Source organism: Pseudomonas sp. BR20, assembly GCF_050780135.1.
In the GTDB taxonomy this organism is placed as follows: Bacteria; Pseudomonadota; Gammaproteobacteria; order Pseudomonadales; family Pseudomonadaceae; genus Aquipseudomonas.
Map to the genome: position 1 here is coordinate 5,514,618 of NZ_CP172012.1, position 18,378 is coordinate 5,532,995.

The following is an 18,378-nucleotide window of genomic DNA, read 5'->3' on the forward strand; positions in this document are numbered from 1 at the left end:
AAAGTAATTCACCTAAATGCGTTCTTAAATGTTTACTTGAGGAAACCGCCTGACTATTATTGGGCCACTCTCCCTGTCAATCAGCGTTCTACATAAGGTAGTCCACATGTCCCTGATCAACGAATACCGTGCCACCGAAGAAGCTATCAAAGAGCTGCAAGCTCGTTTGAAGAACCTGTCCCAAGATGACAAACTGAAAACCGAGCTGGAATTCGAAGGCAAACTGCGCACCCTCATGGGTGAATACTCCAAATCCCTGCGTGACATCATCGCGCTGCTGGATCCAGAGTCGAAAGTTAAAGCACCACGTGGCGCCGTAAAAACTACCGGTACCAAGCGTGCTCGCAAGGTCAAGCAATACAAAAACCCGCACAACGGCGAAGTGATTGAAACCAAAGGCGGCAACCACAAAACCCTGAAAGAGTGGAAAGCCAAGTGGGGCGGTGACGTGGTTGAAGGCTGGGCTACCCTGCTGGGCTAAGCTTCGCCTGGTCTGCGCTTGATACGCGACCCATTAAAAACGCCAGCTTGCTGGCGTTTTTTATTGTCCGTCTTTTCTACAACCCGCTATTACCGATTCACACGAGCCGCTAAAGACTCAGCATATCCCTGCCACTGCTTCAGCACCTGCTGCTGAAACGGCGTCGCACTAACGGCCAACTCCTGCCGAGCTTGATTAAATGCCTCAAGGGTATTCGGCGCGCCGAATTCAGGATTTGCCAAACGCTGCTGACAGAAAAGTTTCCAGCGTTGTAGCTCCTCGCTGTTCAGCGTATCGGGGAAGTTACGCGCCCGGTAACGAAACAATAATTCAGGCAAACGGTGATCATCAAAAGGCCACTGCCGGTTGGCTAACTGCGCAGGATCAGCCGCCCGGACTTGCTCGCATAACCGCCGATCACGATCCCCGATAAAACCCTCGTAAAGCTGCTGTTCCGGGTCTGAGCTCGGGGCAAAATCTTCCTCGGCGTAAATGACCGCCAACTTATCGCGCCAAAGTTCCTGTGCGTCAGTTAGCCGCAGGGCCCGCGCCTGGCAAATATCCATATCCAATTGCAGGCGTTCGCGGTCCTCGGCCCGCAGTACGTTCAAGGGCGCGACCACGGGGCAACGGTTGATATGCACCAACTTGAGCGGCACCGGCAGCTCTCCTTCGGCAAGGTCCTCACGACGGGTGTACAGGCGTTGGCGCAAGGCAGCGGCATCCATGTCCAGCAGCCCCTGGGGTTCGAGCCCAAGGTCGCAGACAATCAGCGCATTACGGTTGCGCGGGTGCCAGGCCAGGGGCAGCACGACACCCAGGTAATGACGCTCGGCAGAAAAACGTCCGGAAATATGCACCATGGGTTGCAGCAAGCGCACCTGGTCCATCACCCGTTGCTTGCTGCGCAGTTGAAACAACCAGTCGTAAAGCTTGGGCTGCTTCTCGCGCACCAGGCGCGCCAGGGCGATAGTGGCACGCACGTCGGATAACGCATCGTGGGCCTGGCCGTGGTCAATGCCGTTGGCGGCGGTCAGGCGCTCAAGCTTGAGGGTCACGCGCCCGTCCTGCTGCGGCCACTCGATGCCTTCCGGACGCAGGGCGTAGGCAGTGCGAACCACGTCGATCAGGTCCCAGCGGCTGTTACCGCCCTGCCACTCCCGCGCGTAGGGGTCGAAAAAATTGCGATACAGGCTGTAGCGCGTCATTTCATCATCAAACCGCAACGTGTTGTAACCTGCGCCGCACGTCCCCGGGGCCGCCAGTTCGGCATGTACACGGGTCATGAAATCGGCCTCGGCCAGACCTTTTTCCGCCAGTATTACAGGGGTGATGCCGGTGATGGCACAAGCGGCGGGATGGGGCAGGATGTCGTCGCTCGGCTGACAGTAAAGATTGACCGGCGGGCCGACCTCGTTGAGATCGAGATCCGTACGAATGCCGGCAACCTGGAGTGGGCGATCGCTGCGCGGGTTGATGCCGGTGGTTTCATAGTCGTACCAGAAAATGGAGGTCACGGGCTATTCCTGTGCTGAAGATCGACAAAGTCTAGGCGTTCAGCCGTATTCGCGGCCAGCACCAATTACACTGTACAAATACCCAGCAAAACCTTGGATAGTTGCTTCCATCGCCGACACTGTTAGCATCCGTGTCTCCAGCCGCTCTGCACTGCCAAGGATCGCGATGCCATCAGCCCCATTGGATACCCGCTACCAGATCGAGACGCCGGAAGGCATCGACCTGCCACTGCGCCCAGCCGGCCTGGTACCGAGGGCGCTGGCATTTGCCTTCGACCTCGGCGCACGCGCAGTGATCATGGGCGTGCTGCTGGTGCCGTTGGCGCTGCTCGGCAATATTGGTATCGGCCTGGGGTCGCTTCTGCTGTTCCTGGTCAGTTGGTGGTACATGGTGCTGTTCGAGGTACTCAACCAGGGCTGCTCACCGGGCAAACAGGTCATGGGCTTACGGGTCGTGCAGGACGACGGCACCCCCATAGGCTGGTCGGCGTCGCTGATCCGCAACCTCCTGCGGTTTGTCGACATGCTGCCTTTCGGCTACTTTCTCGGCGCAATCAGTTGCTTGCAACATCCTCACTTCAAACGCCTTGGCGACCTGGCCGCTGGCACCTTGGTGGTCTACCGCGAACAGCCTCTGGCACGCCCCCAGGTACCTCAAGCTGCGGCACTGCGCTTACCGTTTGCCCTGGACCTGAGTGAGCAGCGAGCGATTCTTGGCTTCGCGGAACGCCAGGGTGAACTGTCCGCCGAACGGGTACACGAGCTCGCCTCGATCCTTGCAACGCCGCTGCAAGTATCCCCGGCCCGCGCCGTGGAGCAACTCAATGGTGTGGCCCGTGGCCTGTTGGGGCCGACATGAAGCAGAGTCTCTTCGAAAGCCGTTACCAGCACCAATGGCAATCCTTTGCCGAACAGCTGAAGTTGTTGGAGCACGGCAAGGCCAAGGCCAGTGACGTGGCCGATTTCCCTCATCAATACCGGCGTCTATGCCAGCACCTGGCCCTCGCCCAGGAGCGCGGCTATAGCAGTTACCTGGTGGACCCCCTGCAACAACTGGCATTGCGCGGCCATCAACAACTGTATCGCCACCGCAGCCAATTGGCGGCGAATCTGCTGAGTTTCATCCTGGCCGACTTTCCGCGACTGGTACGAGAACAGTGGCGTTTCGTGTTGATTGCCAGCCTGCTGTTCTTTGGCAGCCTGCTGGGCATTGCCCTGCTGGTCTATCTGTTTCCCGACCTGATCTACAGCATTGTCAGCCCCCAGCAGGTGGCCGAGATGCAGGGCATGTATGACCCCGAAGCCAGCCGGCTGGGGCGTGCTGCAGAACGTGCTTCGAGCGAAGACTGGATGATGTTTGGCTACTACGTAATGCACAACATCGGTATCGCCTTTCAGACATTTGCCGCCGGTTTGCTGTTCGGCCTGGGCAGTGTGTTTTTCCTGATATTCAATGGGCTGATCATCGGCGCGATTTCCGGGCACCTGACCGAAATCGGCTATGGGCAGACCTTCTGGTCATTCGTCATCGGCCATGGGGCCTTTGAGTTGACGGCCATTGCACTCGCCGGTGCCGCGGGCTTGCAACTGGGCTGGGCGTTGATCGCCCCGGGGCAACTGACCCGTGGCGAATCCCTGCGGCTCGCAGCTCGCAAGAGTGTGCAACTGCTGTGCGGTGTCATGGTGTTCCTGCTGATCGCGGCATTTATCGAGGCCTACTGGTCTTCCACCACCCAGGTCGCCCCTTGGGTCAAATACCTGGTGGGCGCTGCACTTTGGCTGCTGGTGGCGGCTTACCTCACCTTTGCCGGACGGACTCGCCATGCGCCTGAGTAATGCCAGCGTGGCGATTCGACCGCGTACCGCATGGGAGGCCATGGACCTTGGGGTATTAATGGCCCGGGAACATCGCCTGCTGTTGATGAGCAGTTGGGCGCTGGTGACCCTGCCGGTTTTTGCCCTGCTTAGCGCGTTGCTATGGAACTACCCATCCGCAGCCATGTTCCTGTTCTGGTGGTTCAAACCGGCCTTCGACCGCTTGCCTCTATATATCCTCTCCAAAGCCCTGTTCGGCGAAACGCCCAGCCTTAAACAGGCTGTGCGCGAATGGCCAAGACTGCTTAACCACCAACTGCTGGCCAGCCTGACCTGGCGCCGACTTAGCCTCAGCCGTAGTTTTGTAATGCCGGTCAGCCAGCTCGAAGGTTTGGACGGCCAGGCGCGTCAGAAACGCCTGGGCGTGCTGCAGCAGCGCAATGCCGGTGCCGCGCGGTGGTTGACCGCCGTTGGGGTGCACCTGGAAATCGGGTTGTGGTTCGGCTGCATGGCACTGTTCTATCTATTCATTCCGCAACAACTTGAACTGGATTGGGATTGGCAACGGTTGGCGCTGGCGACGGGCTCCGAGGGGGTCTGGCTGGAACACTTGAGCAATGCCTTCTACGCCTTGATCCTGGTGTTTTGGGAGCCCATCTATGTCGCCTGTGGTTTCAGCCTTTATCTCAATCGTCGCACCCTACTGGAGGCGTGGGACCTGGAACTGGTATTCCGCCGGCTGCGCCAGCGCCTGAGCAGTGCAGCGCCACTGTTAATGCTGGTGATCGGACTGACCTTGCTGTCATTCAACCCGCCCGCCATGGCGGATGAAGCCAAACCACTGCCCCTCCAAAGCGCAAGCCAATCCATCAAATCGCTGCTGGACAAGCCTCCCTTCAAAAATCCGGAAACCGTCACCCGCTATCGCTTTGGCGAAGAAAAGTCCGTCGTTGAAAACAAGGCACACAGTGACGGCAAACTTCCGGCATGGCTGCAAGCACTGCTGGACAACCTCAACAGCAATACTTTCAAGCCTGTCGCCCAAGGCCTGGAAGTACTGTTATGGAGCCTGCTGATCGGTGGCGTGGCCCTGCTGGCATGGCGTTATCGGGACTGGTTGCGCACCTTTGTCAGCCTGCGCGGGGCACGTACACCCAAAGCGGCGAAACCATCACCCGCACAATTGTTCGGCTTGGAGCTGGGCACCGAGACACTGCCTGAGGATATCGCCAGCACTGCCGAGCAACTCTGGTCTACCCAGCCACGGGAAGCCCTCGGCCTTTTGTATCGTGGCCTGCTGAGCAGGTTGTTGCATGACTTCAACCTGCCCCTTAAAAGCGCCGACACCGAAGGTCAGGTCCTGCAACGCATTCACCAGTTGCAGCAGCCGCAGTTACTGGCCTTCAGTGATGAATTGACTCGGCACTGGCAGAATCTTGCCTATGGCCACCACCTGCCCCCGGTCTCAGCCCAGCAGAAATTGTGCAACGATTGGCGTGCCCTGTTCAGTTCGGGAGGCGCCCAATGAACCGGCCATTACTGTGGGTGGGGCTACTGTTGGCGTGCCTGCTTGGAGCGGGCGGCTTTTACGCTTGGAGCAAAGCGATCCCCTATGAAGAAGTGGTGGACCGCGGCCCCTCCCCGGAAGCCATGGCCAACCCTTACCTGGCGGCCGAACACTTTCTGCGCCAGCAAGGCCTGGCCGTGGAACACGCCAATGGCCTGGAACGCCTGACTACCCTGCCCGCCAAGGGCAACAGCCTGTTGTTACTGGGCGAGCGCGGCAACATGTCGCCACGCCAGGTAGGGCAACTCCTGGACTGGGCCAAGTCCGGCGGCCATCTACTGGTAGTCGCCGAGGCCCTGTGGGACGAAGAAGCCGGCAAGAGCGGCGACATGCTGCTCGATCGCCTGCATATCCACCAGGCCCTCAGCGATGAACCTGATGACCCCGCACCGGCCCGCAAAAACAAAGCACCGGACCTGACCAAACTCTATGTCGACAACGACACCGCCCCGGCCTATTTCAGTTTCGACACCGACTTCAATCTCATCGACCCCAAGCACCGGGCACAATTTTCAGCCAATAGCGCCAGGTCGAGCCACTTGATGCAACTCGATGTCGGGCAGGGCCGCGTCACGGTGATCACCGACAGCGACCTGTGGAAAACACCGGCTATTGGCAAACACGACAATGCCTGGCTGCTGTGGTACCTGGCCCAGGGCACAGCCGTGACCTTGTTGTTCAACAGCGACGTAGATGACCTGTTCACCCTGCTGCTGCGTTATTTCCCCCAGGCGTTGGTGGCGCTCATTGCCCTGATTGCCCTGGCACTCTGGCAGGCAGGTATGCGCCAGGGCCCAATCCAGGCGCCCGCCCCCAAGGCACGCCGGCAATTGCAGGAGCATCTGAAAGCCAGTGCCGACTTCCTGCTGCGTCGCAGCGGCCAAGGCACACTATTGCAGGCCTTGCAGCGCGACATCCTGCGCGCCGCACGGCGGCGTCATCCCGGCTTTGAACATCTCGACAACACGGAACAGGGGCGAGTACTTGCCCACCTGACGCGCCAACCCTCTCACGTCATCAGCCAGGCCCTCGGCCCACTCCCGGCAAAACGGCTTTCCAGTGCCGATTTCAGCCGGCAGGTGGCGTGCCTGCAAACCCTCAGGAATGCCCTATGAGCGAATTTCCCAGCGCTAACACCCTGCCCGGCGACTCTCTGCAACGTGCCAGCCAGCAGGCCCAGGCCCTGCGCATTGAACTGCGCAAGGCGGTGATCGGGCAGGATCAGGTGATCGATGATGTACTCACCGCGCTGATCGCCGGCGGCCACGTATTGCTCGAGGGTGTCCCCGGGCTGGGCAAGACCTTGCTGGTACGTGCCCTGGCCCGTTGCTTTGACGGCGAATTCGCGCGGATCCAGTTCACCCCGGACCTGATGCCCAGCGATGTCACCGGCCACGCGGTGTACGACCTGCACACCGAACAGTTCAAGCTGCGCAAGGGGCCAGTATTTACCCACTTGTTGCTGGCCGACGAAATCAACCGCGCCCCGGCCAAGACCCAGGCTGCCCTGCTCGAAGCCATGCAGGAACGGCAAGTCACCCTCGAAGGCGAGGCGCTGCCCATCGGCCAGCCGTTCATGGTACTTGCCACGCAAAACCCCATCGAACAGGAAGGCACCTATCCCCTGCCGGAAGCGGAACTGGACCGTTTCATGCTCAAGGTACGCATGGACTACCCCGATGCTCAGCAGGAACTGGATATGGTGCGCGAAGTGACGCGCTCATCACGGGCCGACATGCTGGATGTGCAACCGTTGCGCACCGTGCTGAAGGCCGAGGACGTGCTGCAACTGCAACGGGTCGCCAGTGAACTGGCCCTGGATGAACACGTGCTCGACTATGCCGTGCGCCTGGCGCGAGCAACCCGCAGTTGGCCGGGACTGGCCATAGGCGCCGGCCCGCGAGCCTCCATCGCCCTGGTACGCGGCGCCCGCGCACGGGCCTTGTTACGTGCAGGCGAGTTCGTCACACCGGACGACATCAAGGGCTGTGCCCTGGCGGTACTGCGTCATCGGGTACGTCTTGCGCCAGAACTGGATATAGACGGGCTGGAGGTCGACCAGGTGCTCAAGCAGTTGCTGGACCAGATTCCGGCCCCCCGGCAATGACCCGTCCATGAAACCGACCCGTCTGTTATTAGCCTGGCTTAGCGTACTGCTGGGCTTGAGCATCCTGCTGGGCGCTGCGGCAGCCTTGCAGTTCAAGGTACCCGACACCTTGCACTCAATAGCGTGGGGCTTGCTCCTGGCGCTGTTGCTGCTGGCCATGCTGGACGCACTGCGTCTGCGCCGCCGACCCTCGCCACGCGTGCACCGGCAGATGCCCGGCAGCCTGGCGCTGGGCCGCTGGGGCGAAGTACGCCTGTCCCTGGAATATGACTACCCACAGGCGCTGACGGTGCAGGTGTTCGATCACGTCCCCGATGGTCTAAGCGTGGAAAACCTGCCCCAGTCCATCGAATTGCGCCCTGGTGAACGCAGTGAGCTGGGTTATCGCCTGCGCCCCTTGCGGCGTGGGCATTTCACGTTCAGTCGCTGCGAAATCCACCTGCCCAGCCCCTTGGGGCTCTGGTCTGCAAGGCGCTTTATCGAAGCCGAGGATGCCACCCGCGTCTATCCGGATTTCGCCCGCCTGTACGGGGCACAACTGCTGGGTGTGGATAACTGGCTGAGTCAACTGGGGGTACGCCAACGGCAACGACGAGGATTGGGACTGGAGTTTCATCAGTTGCGCGAGTTTCGTGAAGGCGACAGCCTGCGGCAAATCGATTGGAAAGCTACCGCGCGGCAACGTACCCCCATCGCCCGGGAATATCAGGACGAGCGCGACCAGCAGATCGTGTTCATGCTCGATTGCGGCCGCCGCATGCGCAGCCAGGATGACGAGCTGTCCCATTTCGACCACGCCCTCAATGCCTGCCTGCTCCTCAGTTATGTGGCCCTGCGTCAGGGCGATGCGGTGGGGTTGTGCACCTTTGCCGCTGACCAGCCCCGCTACCTGGCGCCGGTCAAGGGCAGCAGCCAGTTGAACCTGTTACTCAATACGGTCTATGACCTGGACACCACCCGCCGAACCGCCGACTACCAGGCAGCGGTCAGCCAACTGCTGGCCCGGCAGAAACGTCGGGCATTGGTCATTATTGTCAGCAACCTGCGGGATGAAGACGATGAAGCGTTGCTCTCCGCCGTCAAGCGCATCAGTCGCCAACATCGGGTGCTGGTGGCGAGTATGCGTGAGGAAGTACTCGATCGACTGCGCCAATCCCCCGTACAAACCTTGCCCGAAGCCCTGGCCTACAGCGGTACTGTCGACTACCTCAATACTCGGGATGAATTGCATGACCGCATGAACGCCCACGGCCTGTCGCTGTTGGATACGTTGCCATCAGAAATGGGCGCGGCCCTGGTGACACGCTACCTGGGCTGGAAGAAAGCCGGAGTATTCTAAAAAAAGCGCACGACTGCGGCAGGGACAGTAGCTTCCGGCCGCATCGAGGACGCGCGGCTTCTAGGCCGAAGCCTGCAAGGGATCAAAACTGAAGTACTGCAACAGCACGTTGATCAGTTGCCCATACTCCTGGGGAGCCTCAAGCACGCTGAACCCGGAATCGTAGTGCTGCGGGTTGATATCTTCATGGCTCCACAGGCAGGTCGCCGTGATGTCGATGGCATGGAACGTGTCGCCAGCTCCGGGTATCTTCAAACACAACTCGAAATCCACATCGACCATCATCGGTAATTGGCTGATCAACATCAGCCCGTCTTCAGAGACGTTACCCAAAAAACCTATGGTTTTGTCGGTGACGCGGTTAAATACTTGCAGGAAATACGGTAGTTGATGCCGCTCGATCCGTCGGTCGGTAAACATGGTGAGATCGCCATCCAGTGGCCATGACTCTGGCCGTGCCAGTGATTCGGAACGAGCGCAATTGCCCGCTCTCCCTGGATATCGGTGTGACAACGGACAACATTTTGTCACTCGACAGCTGCCGAATCCGGGCCCTGCATCCGTTCGAATAGAAACTTGTACAAACGAACATTCAAAGAATAGCCCAAGACTGGCAACGGGCCAGTTATTAAATGACGAATGCCATTACAAAGAGGCTGGACGCGGCTGTGCCACGCTCGCACCGGGGTAATGACCCAGTTGTTGCAAGGTGTCCAGCCTCGCGCGGGCACGGTAGGCGTACTCGCTCGACGGGTACTGGTTAATGATGAATTGATAGGTTTGCACGGCGTCGACGAACAGTTTCTGGCGTTCCAGGCATTGCCCGCGCAACATCGAAACTTCCGGTTGTACATAACGCCGTGTACGGCTCTCGCGGTCGACCTGGGATAGTTCCAAAGTGACGCGCTCGCAATCACCGACCTTGTACGCCCGGTAGGCATTGTTCAAATGGTGGTCCATCGACCAACGGGTGCAGCCGACAACACTGACGGCCAGGGCAGCAATGAGCAAAATTCGCATGAAGGTTCTCCTGTCTTGTGCAGTGTATCGACCCCTCGTCAAAAATCTTCAAGGATGTTCATCTATTCAACCGGCGCGAAAACAAGCGAATCGTCGATAAGTAGTGCAAACGAACAATGACTACAACCAAAGAGCATAGTAGCCTTCCTCAGCGCTTGAACTCAGGAGTCTGTGCATGTCCGTCCGTCGTACCAAAATCGTCGCCACCCTTGGCCCGGCCAGCAACTCGCCGGAAGTCCTCGAACAGCTGATTCTGGCTGGTTTGGACGTTGCCCGTCTGAACTTCTCCCACGGCACCCCGGACGAGCACAAGGCTCGCGCCAAGCTGGTGCGTGACCTGGCCGCCAAGCACGGCCGCTTCGTCGCACTGCTGGGTGACCTGCAAGGCCCGAAAATCCGTATCGCCAAATTCGCCAACAAGCGTATCGAGCTGAAGATCGGTGACAAATTCACCTTCTCCACCAGCCACCCGCTGACCGAAGGCACCCAGGACGTCGTGGGTATCGACTACCCGGACCTGGTCAAGGATTGCGGCGTCGGTGACGAGCTGCTGCTGGACGACGGTCGCGTGGTGATGCGCGTCGACACCGCTACCCCGACTGAATTGAATTGCACGGTGATCATCGGCGGCCCGCTGTCCGACCACAAAGGCATCAACCGTCGCGGCGGTGGCCTGACCGCGCCAGCCCTGACTGAAAAAGACAAGGCCGACATCAAGCTCGCCGCTGAAATGGAAGTGGACTACCTCGCCGTGTCCTTCCCGCGCGACGCCGCCGATATGGAATACGCCCGTAAACTGCGCGACGAAGCCGGCGGTACCGCCTGGCTGGTGGCGAAGATCGAACGCGCCGAAGCCGTGGCCGATGACGAAACCCTCGACGGCCTGATCAAGGCGTCCGACGCGGTGATGGTTGCCCGTGGCGACCTGGGTGTGGAAATCGGTGACGCCGAACTGATCGGTATCCAGAAGAAGATTATCCTGCACGCCCGCCGCCATAACAAAGCGGTGATCGTCGCGACCCAGATGATGGAGTCGATGATCCAGAACCCGATGCCGACCCGCGCCGAAGTGTCCGACGTGGCCAACGCCGTGCTCGACTACACCGACGCCGTGATGCTCTCGGCCGAAAGTGCCGCCGGCCCGTACCCACTGGAAGCCGTGCAGGCCATGGCGCGTATCTGCGTCGGTGCCGAAAAGCACCCGACCAGCAAGACCTCCAGCCACCGCATCGGCAAAGTGTTCGAAAGCTGCGACCAGAGCATCGCCCTGGCAGCCATGTACACCGCCAACCACTTCCCGGGCGTGAAGGCGATCATCGCCTTGACCGAAAGTGGCTACACGCCGTTGATCATGTCGCGTATCCGTTCTTCGGTGCCGATCTACGCGTTCTCCCCGCACCGCGAAACCCAGGCCCGTGCGGCCATGTTCCGTGGCGTGTACACCGTACCGTTTGACCCGGCGTCGTTGCCGCCCCATGAAGTCAGCCAGGCTGCAATCGACGAGCTGATCAAGCGCGGCGTGGTGGAGAAAGGCGACTGGGTTATCCTGACCAAGGGCGACAGCTACCACACCATCGGCGGCACCAACGGCATGAAAATCCTGCACGTTGGCGACCCAATGGTCTGAGTGACAGGCTGAGAAAAAAAGCCCTGCCCTGTGAATGGCGGGGCTTTTTGCTTTCCGTGTGGCAGGGAGAAAGTCGAATCGTCGCACCGCCCCTCCCACATCTGGTTAACGCCTATCCATAAACCCCGACAGTGCCGCAATCGCTTCCGGTGACTTCAAGCGCTGCACAAACAGCGCCCCCTCCTCCTCGATCACTTGCCGTAACTGCTCACGGTCCACGCTCTTCATCAACTGCTTGCTCACCTGTACCGCCCCCGGCGCCAGGGCTTCAAAGCGCTCGGCCATCTCCCGTGCCTTGGCCAACGCTGCCTCGCCGCTGCCCAACGCTTCGGTAGCAATCCCCCACGCTGCCGCTTGTTCGCCAGTAAAACCCTCGCCCAACAACAGCAGTTCAGCCGCCTTCGCGTGCCCCAGCAAACGCGGCAGGATCAGGCTCGCCCCAAACTCCGGACACAGCCCCAAATTGACGAACGGCATGCGCAACCGTGCATCGCGGCTGATGTACACCAGGTCGCAATGCAGCAACAGGGTCGTGCCGATACCCACCGCTGCACCCGCTACGGCTGCAATCACCGGCTTGCGGCAGTTGAGCAGGCTTTTCATGAAGTGAAACGCCGGGCTGTCGAGGTCGCTGGGCGGTTGTTCGAGAAAATCGCCGATGTCGTTGCCGGCGGTAAAACACCCGCTGCTGCCCTGGATCAGCACGGCGTTGATGTCCGGGTCCGCGTCGGCCTGCTCCAACGCCTGGGCCAATTGGCTGTACATGGCTCGGGTCAGGGCGTTTTTCTTGTCCGGGCGATTGAGCTGCAGGGTCAGCAGCCCGCGCTCGCGTTGCAGCAGGATGGCGTCGGTCATGGCGAATCTCACGGCAGTGGAATTCAGCACTCAACCACGGGACAGGAACACATCGGCCAGCAGTTGATTGCGCGGCAGTCCCGCCAGGAACAGGCGCTTGGAGAAGGCCTCGACGCTGACAGGATGCCCGCAGAGTAAGGCCAGCGTTTGCCGGGAAACAAGCCGCAGTTGCGCCAATGCCTGGGCCGACTCGGCCGCAGTCCACAGCTCCACCGTCAGGTTCGGATGACGCGCAGCCAGCTCGGCCAGGGGCCCGGCCAGGTAATGACCGTCGGCATCATGGGCCAGGTGAATCAGGCGGATGGCGCCCTGGTGATCCTGGCGCAACGCCTCGCGCAGCACACCCCACAAAGGGCCCAGGCCGGTACCGGAAGCCAGCAGCCACAGCGGCCGGGATTGCCAGTCGGGATCGTATTGCAGTGCGCCGCCACGCAATTCTCCCAGGCGCAGGCGATCACCCACCGACAATGCTCGCGCGGCATCGCTGAATGCGCCGGGCTGCCGGCAATCGATATGGAACTCCAGGAAAGCATCCTCCTGAGGCAGGCTGGCCAGGGAGTAAGGCCGTGCCACCTGCCCGGCCCACACCACCAGGTGCTGCCCGGCGCGATACCGCAACCCGCGCTCCGGTTGCAGCCGCAGGCGCAGCACCGAGGCACTCAACCAATCGGCACCCACCACCTGGGCCGGCAAACCGTCACGCAGCGGGTCGAACGCTTCGACCTGCAGATCGCCGATCACCTGGCACTGACAGGCCAGGCGCCAGCCCTCCTGACGTTGTGCCGGGCTCAGGGCTTCGGGCTGCTGGTCCTCGACCTCACCCTGGCACCGCACCAGGCACGCATGGCAACTGCCGGCTCGGCAGCTGTAAGGCACGGCCACACCCGCCTGGTTCAAGGCGTCCAGCAGGTTGCTGCCGGTGGCTACCGACCAATGGCGTTCGCCGACGTACAGTTCAGGCATGGAAGGACTCAATCACAAGGGGTGCGCACAGGGAATCATGCCTGCGACAGTTTGACCATAGTCGGGTGTATCGGCCACCGTGCCGGGTTATACTGCCGCGCCTTTTTAGCGTCGCGCCTGCACCACGTGGCGTGCCTTGGAAAGGTGGACTCAGCCGACCGATGCACCCCACTGAGCCCACCTTTATTGAATGTTCCCTTATAGAGGAGCGCGACTCATGACCGTGATCAAGCAAGACGACCTGATTCAGAGCGTTGCCGACGCCCTGCAATTCATTTCCTACTACCACCCCGTTGACTTCATCCAGGCGATGCACGAGGCCTACCTGCGCGAAGAATCGCCGGCAGCCCGTGACTCCATCGCGCAGATCCTGATCAACTCGCGCATGTGCGCCACCGGCCATCGCCCGATCTGCCAGGACACCGGTATCGTCACCGTGTTCGTGCGCGTGGGCATGGACGTACGTTGGGATGGCGCCACCATGGGCCTGGACGACATGATCAACGAAGGCGTGCGTCGCGCCTACAACCTGCCGGAAAACGTCCTGCGTGCATCGATCCTGGCCGACCCGGCCGGCGCACGCAAGAACACCAAGGACAACACCCCGGCCGTGATCCACTACTCCATCGTCCCGGGTAACACCGTGGAAGTGGACGTGGCGGCCAAGGGCGGCGGTTCCGAGAACAAGTCGAAAATGGCCATGCTCAACCCGTCCGACTCCATTGTCGACTGGGTGCTCAAGACCGTTCCGACCATGGGCGCCGGCTGGTGCCCACCGGGCATGCTCGGCATCGGCATCGGCGGCACCGCCGAGAAAGCCGCGGTGATGGCCAAGGAAGTGTTGATGGAATCCATCGACATCCACGAGCTGAAAAAGCGCGGCCCGCAGAACCGTATCGAAGAGATGCGCCTGGAGTTGTTCGAGAAGGTCAACCAACTGGGCATCGGCGCCCAGGGCCTGGGTGGCCTGACCACCGTGCTCGACGTGAAGATCATGGACTACCCGACCCACGCCGCTTCGCTGCCGGTGTGCATGATCCCCAACTGCGCCGCCACCCGTCACGCGCACTTCGTGCTCGACGGTTCGGGCCCGGCGTCGCTGGAAGCGCCTCCGCTGGACGCCTACCCGGAAATCGTCTGGGAAGCCGGCCCATCGGCCCGTCGCGTCAACCTCGACACCCTGACCCCGGAAGAAGTACAGAGCTGGAAGCCGGGCGAAACCGTGCTGCTCAACGGCAAGATGCTCACCGGTCGCGACGCGGCGCACAAGCGCATGGTCGAGATGCTGAACAAGGGCGAAAGCCTGCCGGTGGACCTCAAGGGTCGCTTTATCTACTACGTCGGCCCGGTTGATCCGGTGCGCGAAGAAGTGGTTGGCCCGGCTGGCCCGACTACCGCGACGCGGATGGACAAGTTCACCCGTCAGATCCTCGAGCAAACCGGCCTGCTGGGCATGATCGGTAAATCCGAGCGCGGCCCTACCGCGATCGAAGCGATCAAGGACCACAAGGCCGTGTACCTGATGGCCGTGGGCGGCGCCGCTTACCTGGTGGCGCAAGCCATCAAGAAGTCGCGCGTGGTTGCCTTCGCCGAACTGGGCATGGAAGCGATCTACGAGTTCGACGTAAAAGACATGCCGGTCACCGTTGCGGTGGACAGCAAGGGCGAATCCGTCCACATCACCGGTCCTGCCATCTGGCAGAAAAAGATCAGTGAAAGCCTGGCGGTAGAAGTGCAGTAAGCACTTTCCCGCAAGGATAAAGGCGACTGCGGCCCCATGGCCCAGTCGCCTTTTTTATGGCTCATGCTATGGTGCACTCCCCTTACCGTGCCTGCCTATCACCGTATGATCGTGATCCCTCGTCCCCTGCGCCTGACCTTCTATTCCCTGCTGATCATCGCCGGTGCGTTGCTGGCCGCCGCCTTGGCCACGCGCCATGCCGAACGCCAGGCATTGGTGGACGATGCGGCACGCGCCAACCAGCAACTGGCGCTGTACGCCAATTCCCTGCACACCCTGATCGAACGCTACCGCGCCCTGCCCGCCGTGCTGGCGCTGGACTCGGAGATGATCAACGCGCTCAAAGGCCCGTTGGACGCCAGCACCCAGGACCTGCTCAACCGCAAGCTCGAACGCATCAACGGTGCAGCCCAGTCCTCCACGCTGGAACTGATGGACCGCACAGGCCTGGCCGTGGCCGCCAGTAACTGGAACTTGCCGAGCAGTTACGTCGGGCATAACTACGGGTTTCGGCCGTACTTCAGCCAGACCAAGAGCCAAGGCGCCGGACGCTTTTACGCGGTAGGCGTGACCACAGGGATTCCGGGGTATTTCCTCTCCAGCGCGGTGCTCGATGAACACGAGCAGTTCCTTGGTGCCATGGTGGTGAAGCTGGAGTTCCCTGAGCTGGAGCGCGAATGGGCCCAGGGCAATGACCTGTTGCTGGTCAGCGATGCACGCGGCATCGTGTTTATCGCCAACCAACCGGGCTGGCGTTATCGCAACCTGCGCGCGCTGTCCGCCAGCGACCTCGCCGAACTCAAGGCCACCCGCCAATACGACAAGAAACAACTGCAGCCGCTGGACACCCAAACGTTGCAACGTTTCGACGAAAACAGCCACCTGATGCGCGTCAACGGCCCGGATGGCAACGCCAATTACATCTGGGAATCCCTGCCGCTGAAGGCCGAGGGCTGGACCCTGCACCTGTTGCGCAAACCCCAGTTCGCCTTTGAAGACCAACGCAACGCCGGCCTCGCCGCCGCCGGTTCCTGGCTGGCACTGGTGTTCCTGGCGCTGTTCCTCAGCCAACGCTGGCGCCTGGCCCGTTTACGCCAGCGCAGCCGCGAAGAACTCGAACAGCTTGTGGAGGAGCGCACCCAGGCCCTGCGCACCGCCCAGGATGGCTTGGTGCAATCGGCCAAGCTGGCGGCGCTGGGGCAGATGTCCGCCGCCCTCGCCCATGAGATCAACCAGCCACTGACCGCCCAGCGCATGCAGTTGGCGACCCTGCGGTTACTGCTGGACCACGGTCGGGTGGACGACGCCTACAAGGCCCTGGCCCCGCTGGACGATATGCTCACACGCATGGCCGCGCTGACCGGCCACCTCAAGACCTTTGCGCGCAAAAGCCCCAGCGGCCTGCGCGAACGCCTGGACCTGGCCACCGTGGTCGACCAGTCCCTGCACCTGCTCGACGCACGCCTGCGTGATGAAGCCATCGGCACCGTGCTGGACCTGACCCGCCCCGCCTGGGTACGTGGCGATGCGATCCGCCTCGAACAGGTGCTGATCAACCTGCTGCGCAACGCCCTCGACGCCATGGCCGACAAACCACGCAAGCGCCTGGAAATCCGCCTGCACGCCGATCAGCAACTGTGGCAACTCACGGTCAGCGACAGCGGCGGCGGGATTGCCGAAGAGCACCTCAACAGCGTGTTCGACCCGTTCTTCACCACCAAGCCGGTGGGCGACGGGCTCGGCTTGGGCCTGGCAGTTTCCTACGCTATCGTGCACGAATTGGGCGGTCGCCTGGTCGCCAGTAACCATGGCGACGGCGCGGTATTTACCCTGACCTTGCCTATCGCGCTGGAGACACCCGACTTATGTTGAACGCGGTGATTGTGGTCGATGACGAAGCCAGCATTCGTACGGCCGTCGAGCAATGGTTGAGCTTGTCGGGGTTCGAGGTGCAGTTGTTCAGCCGCGCCGAAGCCTGCCTGGCGCAACTGCCCAAGGACTTTCCCGGGGTGATCTTGAGCGACGTGCGCATGCCCGGGCTCAGCGGCCTGGAGCTGCTGGCCGAAGTGCAACGCCGTGACGCCGACCTGCCGGTCATCCTGCTGACCGGGCATGGCGATGTACCGATGGCCGTCGAAGCCATGCGCGACGGTGCCTACGACTTCCTCGAAAAACCCTTCAGCCCCGATGCCTTGCTCAACAGCCTGCGCCGCGCGCTGGACAAGCGCAGGCTGATCCTCGAAAACCGCCGCCTGCACCAACAAGCTGATCATCGGGCGCAGTTGGAATCGAGCCTGCTCGGTGTGTCCCGTGGCTTGCAGAACCTGCGCCGGCAGGTACTCGACCTGGCGAGCTTGCCGGTCAACGTCCTGATCCGTGGCGAGACCGGCAGCGGCAAGGAGCTGGTCGCCCGCTGCCTGCATGACTTCGGCCCACGCGCGAAAAAACCGTTCGTGGCGCTCAATTGCGCGGCGATCCCAGAGCAGTTATTCGAGGCCGAACTGTTCGGCCACGAAAGCGGCGCCTTTACCGGCGCCCAGGGCAAGCGCATCGGCAAACTGGAGTACGCCCATGGCGGCACGCTGTTCCTCGATGAAATCGAAAGCATGCCCCTCGCCCAGCAAGTGAAGCTGTTGCGCGTACTGCAGGAGCAAAAGTTAGAGCGGTTAGGCTCCAACCAGAGCATCCACGTGGACTTGCGCATTATCGCCGCCACCAAGCCGGACCTGCTGGAAGAAGCCCGCGCCGGGCGCTTTCGCGAAGACCTGGCCTATCGGCTCAACGTTGCACAGCTGCGCCTGCCGCCCCTGCGCGAGCGCCGCGAAGACATTCCGCTGCTGTTCGACCACTTTGCCCAAAGCGCCGCCGAGCGCCTGGGCCGCAGCGTCGAACCACTGAGCGGCGTGCAACTGGGGCGCCTGCTCAGCCATGACTGGCCGGGCAATGTGCGCGAGTTGGCCAACGTCGCCGAACGCCAGGTGTTGGGCCTTGGCGAGCCGGAGCCGGAAGGGATCGAAGCCGGGCAATCGTTGGCCGCGCAGCAGGAGGCGTTCGAAGCCCATTGCCTGAAGGCTGCATTGACCCGGCATAAAGGCGACATCAAGGCGGTGCTGGCGGAGTTGCAACTGCCACGGCGCACCTTCAACGAAAAGATGCAGCGCCATGGGTTGGCCAGGGACATGTTCCTGAAAGATGAATGAGCGGATTTCCGCTCATCTCCCTAAAAAACATCAGCGACTTTCCGCTCAAAATAAACCCCAGACCCTTCTAGACCGGACCTTCATCTATCTGGCACAGCTCCTGCTATAGCCCCAGCCAGGCTGCGCTCGCGCCGCTCCATAAAAAC

The 18,378-nt window shown here is 61.3% G+C and carries 16 protein-coding genes; 11 read left to right on the forward strand and 5 right to left on the reverse strand.

All coding sequences use genetic code 11. The features are described 5' to 3' along the window. Positions 1–106 precede the first annotated feature (106 nt). On the forward strand, positions 107–481 hold the full coding sequence (gene mvaT / locus ACHPFG_RS25470) for a histone-like nucleoid-structuring protein MvaT (RefSeq protein WP_003175830.1): 375 nt from the start codon (positions 107–109) through the stop codon (positions 479–481). A gap of 89 nt (positions 482–570) precedes the next feature. Here mvaT and sbcB read toward each other — a convergent pair whose 3' ends face one another. Beyond that, a complete protein-coding gene (gene sbcB / locus ACHPFG_RS25475; RefSeq protein WP_431700748.1) occupies positions 571–1,998 on the reverse strand; it encodes an exodeoxyribonuclease I in 1,428 nt (475 codons plus the stop codon). A gap of 166 nt (positions 1,999–2,164) precedes the next feature. Here sbcB and ACHPFG_RS25480 point away from each other — a divergent pair, with 166 nt between their 5' ends. From ACHPFG_RS25480 to ACHPFG_RS25505, 6 genes are read left to right on the forward strand one after another with little or no spacing between them, the layout of a single operon-like run. Then, the gene (locus ACHPFG_RS25480; RefSeq protein WP_431700749.1) at positions 2,165–2,857 is read left to right on the forward strand and encodes an RDD family protein; all 693 of its coding nucleotides are present in this window, start codon (positions 2,165–2,167) and stop codon (positions 2,855–2,857) included. Next, on the forward strand, positions 2,854–3,834 hold the full coding sequence (locus ACHPFG_RS25485) for a stage II sporulation protein M (protein ID WP_431700750.1): 981 nt from the start codon (positions 2,854–2,856) through the stop codon (positions 3,832–3,834). Before ACHPFG_RS25480 ends, ACHPFG_RS25485 begins: the two co-directional genes overlap by 4 nt. After that, positions 3,821–5,341 (forward strand): DUF4129 domain-containing protein, encoded by a 1,521-nt coding sequence (locus tag ACHPFG_RS25490; protein ID WP_431700751.1) that lies wholly within the window; start codon positions 3,821–3,823, stop codon positions 5,339–5,341. Before ACHPFG_RS25485 ends, ACHPFG_RS25490 begins: the two co-directional genes overlap by 14 nt. After that, on the forward strand, positions 5,338–6,495 hold the full coding sequence (locus ACHPFG_RS25495) for a DUF4350 domain-containing protein (protein WP_431700752.1): 1,158 nt from the start codon (positions 5,338–5,340) through the stop codon (positions 6,493–6,495). The genes ACHPFG_RS25490 and ACHPFG_RS25495 overlap by 4 nt, the downstream gene beginning before the upstream one ends. Further along, positions 6,492–7,487, forward strand: a complete 996-nt coding sequence (locus ACHPFG_RS25500; RefSeq protein WP_431700753.1) for an AAA family ATPase — start codon at positions 6,492–6,494, stop codon at positions 7,485–7,487. The genes ACHPFG_RS25495 and ACHPFG_RS25500 overlap by 4 nt, the downstream gene beginning before the upstream one ends. A gap of 7 nt (positions 7,488–7,494) precedes the next feature. After that, a complete protein-coding gene (locus ACHPFG_RS25505; RefSeq protein WP_431700754.1) occupies positions 7,495–8,826 on the forward strand; it encodes a DUF58 domain-containing protein in 1,332 nt (443 codons plus the stop codon). A gap of 60 nt (positions 8,827–8,886) precedes the next feature. Here the strand turns inward: ACHPFG_RS25505 and ACHPFG_RS25510 are convergent, their stop codons facing one another. Both ACHPFG_RS25510 and ACHPFG_RS25515 read right to left on the reverse strand, forming a co-directional pair. Beyond that, a complete protein-coding gene (locus ACHPFG_RS25510; RefSeq protein ID WP_431700755.1) occupies positions 8,887–9,246 on the reverse strand; it encodes a PilZ domain-containing protein in 360 nt (119 codons plus the stop codon). 225 nt (positions 9,247–9,471) lie between these two features. Further along, positions 9,472–9,846, reverse strand: coding sequence for a hypothetical protein (locus ACHPFG_RS25515; RefSeq protein WP_025854787.1), 375 nt, complete (start codon positions 9,844–9,846; stop codon positions 9,472–9,474). A gap of 175 nt (positions 9,847–10,021) precedes the next feature. On the opposite strand from ACHPFG_RS25515, the gene pyk reads away from it, so the two are divergent. Beyond that, positions 10,022–11,473, forward strand: a complete 1,452-nt coding sequence (pyk, locus tag ACHPFG_RS25520) for a pyruvate kinase (RefSeq protein ID WP_027605512.1) — start codon at positions 10,022–10,024, stop codon at positions 11,471–11,473. 105 nt (positions 11,474–11,578) lie between these two features. Here the strand turns inward: pyk and ACHPFG_RS25525 are convergent, their stop codons facing one another. Together ACHPFG_RS25525 and ACHPFG_RS25530 are read right to left on the reverse strand one after the other, a co-directional pair. Next, entirely contained in the window at positions 11,579–12,328 is a 750-nt protein-coding gene (locus ACHPFG_RS25525) for an enoyl-CoA hydratase-related protein (RefSeq protein ID WP_431700756.1), read from the reverse strand. A 30-nt stretch (positions 12,329–12,358) separates the two neighbouring features. Further along, a complete protein-coding gene (locus ACHPFG_RS25530) occupies positions 12,359–13,291 on the reverse strand; it encodes an iron-sulfur-binding ferredoxin reductase (RefSeq protein WP_431700757.1) in 933 nt (310 codons plus the stop codon). Between the two features lie 217 nt (positions 13,292–13,508). Here ACHPFG_RS25530 and ACHPFG_RS25535 point away from each other — a divergent pair, with 217 nt between their 5' ends. From ACHPFG_RS25535 to ACHPFG_RS25545, 3 genes are all read left to right on the forward strand, one after another. Then, entirely contained in the window at positions 13,509–15,032 is a 1,524-nt protein-coding gene (locus ACHPFG_RS25535) for a fumarate hydratase (RefSeq protein ID WP_027605509.1), read from the forward strand. Between the two features lie 105 nt (positions 15,033–15,137). Next, positions 15,138–16,904 carry an ATP-binding protein gene (locus tag ACHPFG_RS25540; RefSeq protein ID WP_431700758.1) on the forward strand — a complete coding sequence of 589 codons (1,767 nt, stop codon included), beginning with the start codon at positions 15,138–15,140 and terminating at the stop codon, positions 16,902–16,904. Beyond that, entirely contained in the window at positions 16,898–18,232 is a 1,335-nt protein-coding gene (locus ACHPFG_RS25545; RefSeq protein WP_431700759.1) for a sigma-54-dependent transcriptional regulator, read from the forward strand. Before ACHPFG_RS25540 ends, ACHPFG_RS25545 begins: the two co-directional genes overlap by 7 nt. Positions 18,233–18,378: the final 146 nt, after the last annotated feature.

Coding starts and splice junctions, on each gene's coding strand:
- mvaT (WP_003175830.1), top strand. CDS start 107: ATGTCCCTGATCAACGAATACCGTGCCACCGAAGAAGCTATCAAAGAG.
- ACHPFG_RS25480 (WP_431700749.1), top strand. CDS start 2,165: ATGCCATCAGCCCCATTGGATACCCGCTACCAGATCGAGACGCCGGAA.
- ACHPFG_RS25485 (WP_431700750.1), top strand. CDS start 2,854: ATGAAGCAGAGTCTCTTCGAAAGCCGTTACCAGCACCAATGGCAATCC.
- ACHPFG_RS25490 (WP_431700751.1), top strand. CDS start 3,821: ATGCGCCTGAGTAATGCCAGCGTGGCGATTCGACCGCGTACCGCATGG.
- ACHPFG_RS25495 (WP_431700752.1), top strand. CDS start 5,338: ATGAACCGGCCATTACTGTGGGTGGGGCTACTGTTGGCGTGCCTGCTT.
- ACHPFG_RS25500 (WP_431700753.1), top strand. CDS start 6,492: ATGAGCGAATTTCCCAGCGCTAACACCCTGCCCGGCGACTCTCTGCAA.
- ACHPFG_RS25505 (WP_431700754.1), top strand. CDS start 7,495: ATGAAACCGACCCGTCTGTTATTAGCCTGGCTTAGCGTACTGCTGGGC.
- ACHPFG_RS25510 (WP_431700755.1), bottom strand. CDS start 9,246: ATGTTTACCGACCGACGGATCGAGCGGCATCAACTACCGTATTTCCTG.
- ACHPFG_RS25515 (WP_025854787.1), bottom strand. CDS start 9,846: ATGCGAATTTTGCTCATTGCTGCCCTGGCCGTCAGTGTTGTCGGCTGC.
- pyk (WP_027605512.1), top strand. CDS start 10,022: ATGTCCGTCCGTCGTACCAAAATCGTCGCCACCCTTGGCCCGGCCAGC.
- ACHPFG_RS25525 (WP_431700756.1), bottom strand. CDS start 12,328: ATGACCGACGCCATCCTGCTGCAACGCGAGCGCGGGCTGCTGACCCTG.
- ACHPFG_RS25530 (WP_431700757.1), bottom strand. CDS start 13,291: ATGCCTGAACTGTACGTCGGCGAACGCCATTGGTCGGTAGCCACCGGC.
- ACHPFG_RS25535 (WP_027605509.1), top strand. CDS start 13,509: ATGACCGTGATCAAGCAAGACGACCTGATTCAGAGCGTTGCCGACGCC.
- ACHPFG_RS25540 (WP_431700758.1), top strand. CDS start 15,138: ATGATCGTGATCCCTCGTCCCCTGCGCCTGACCTTCTATTCCCTGCTG.
- ACHPFG_RS25545 (WP_431700759.1), top strand. CDS start 16,898: ATGTTGAACGCGGTGATTGTGGTCGATGACGAAGCCAGCATTCGTACG.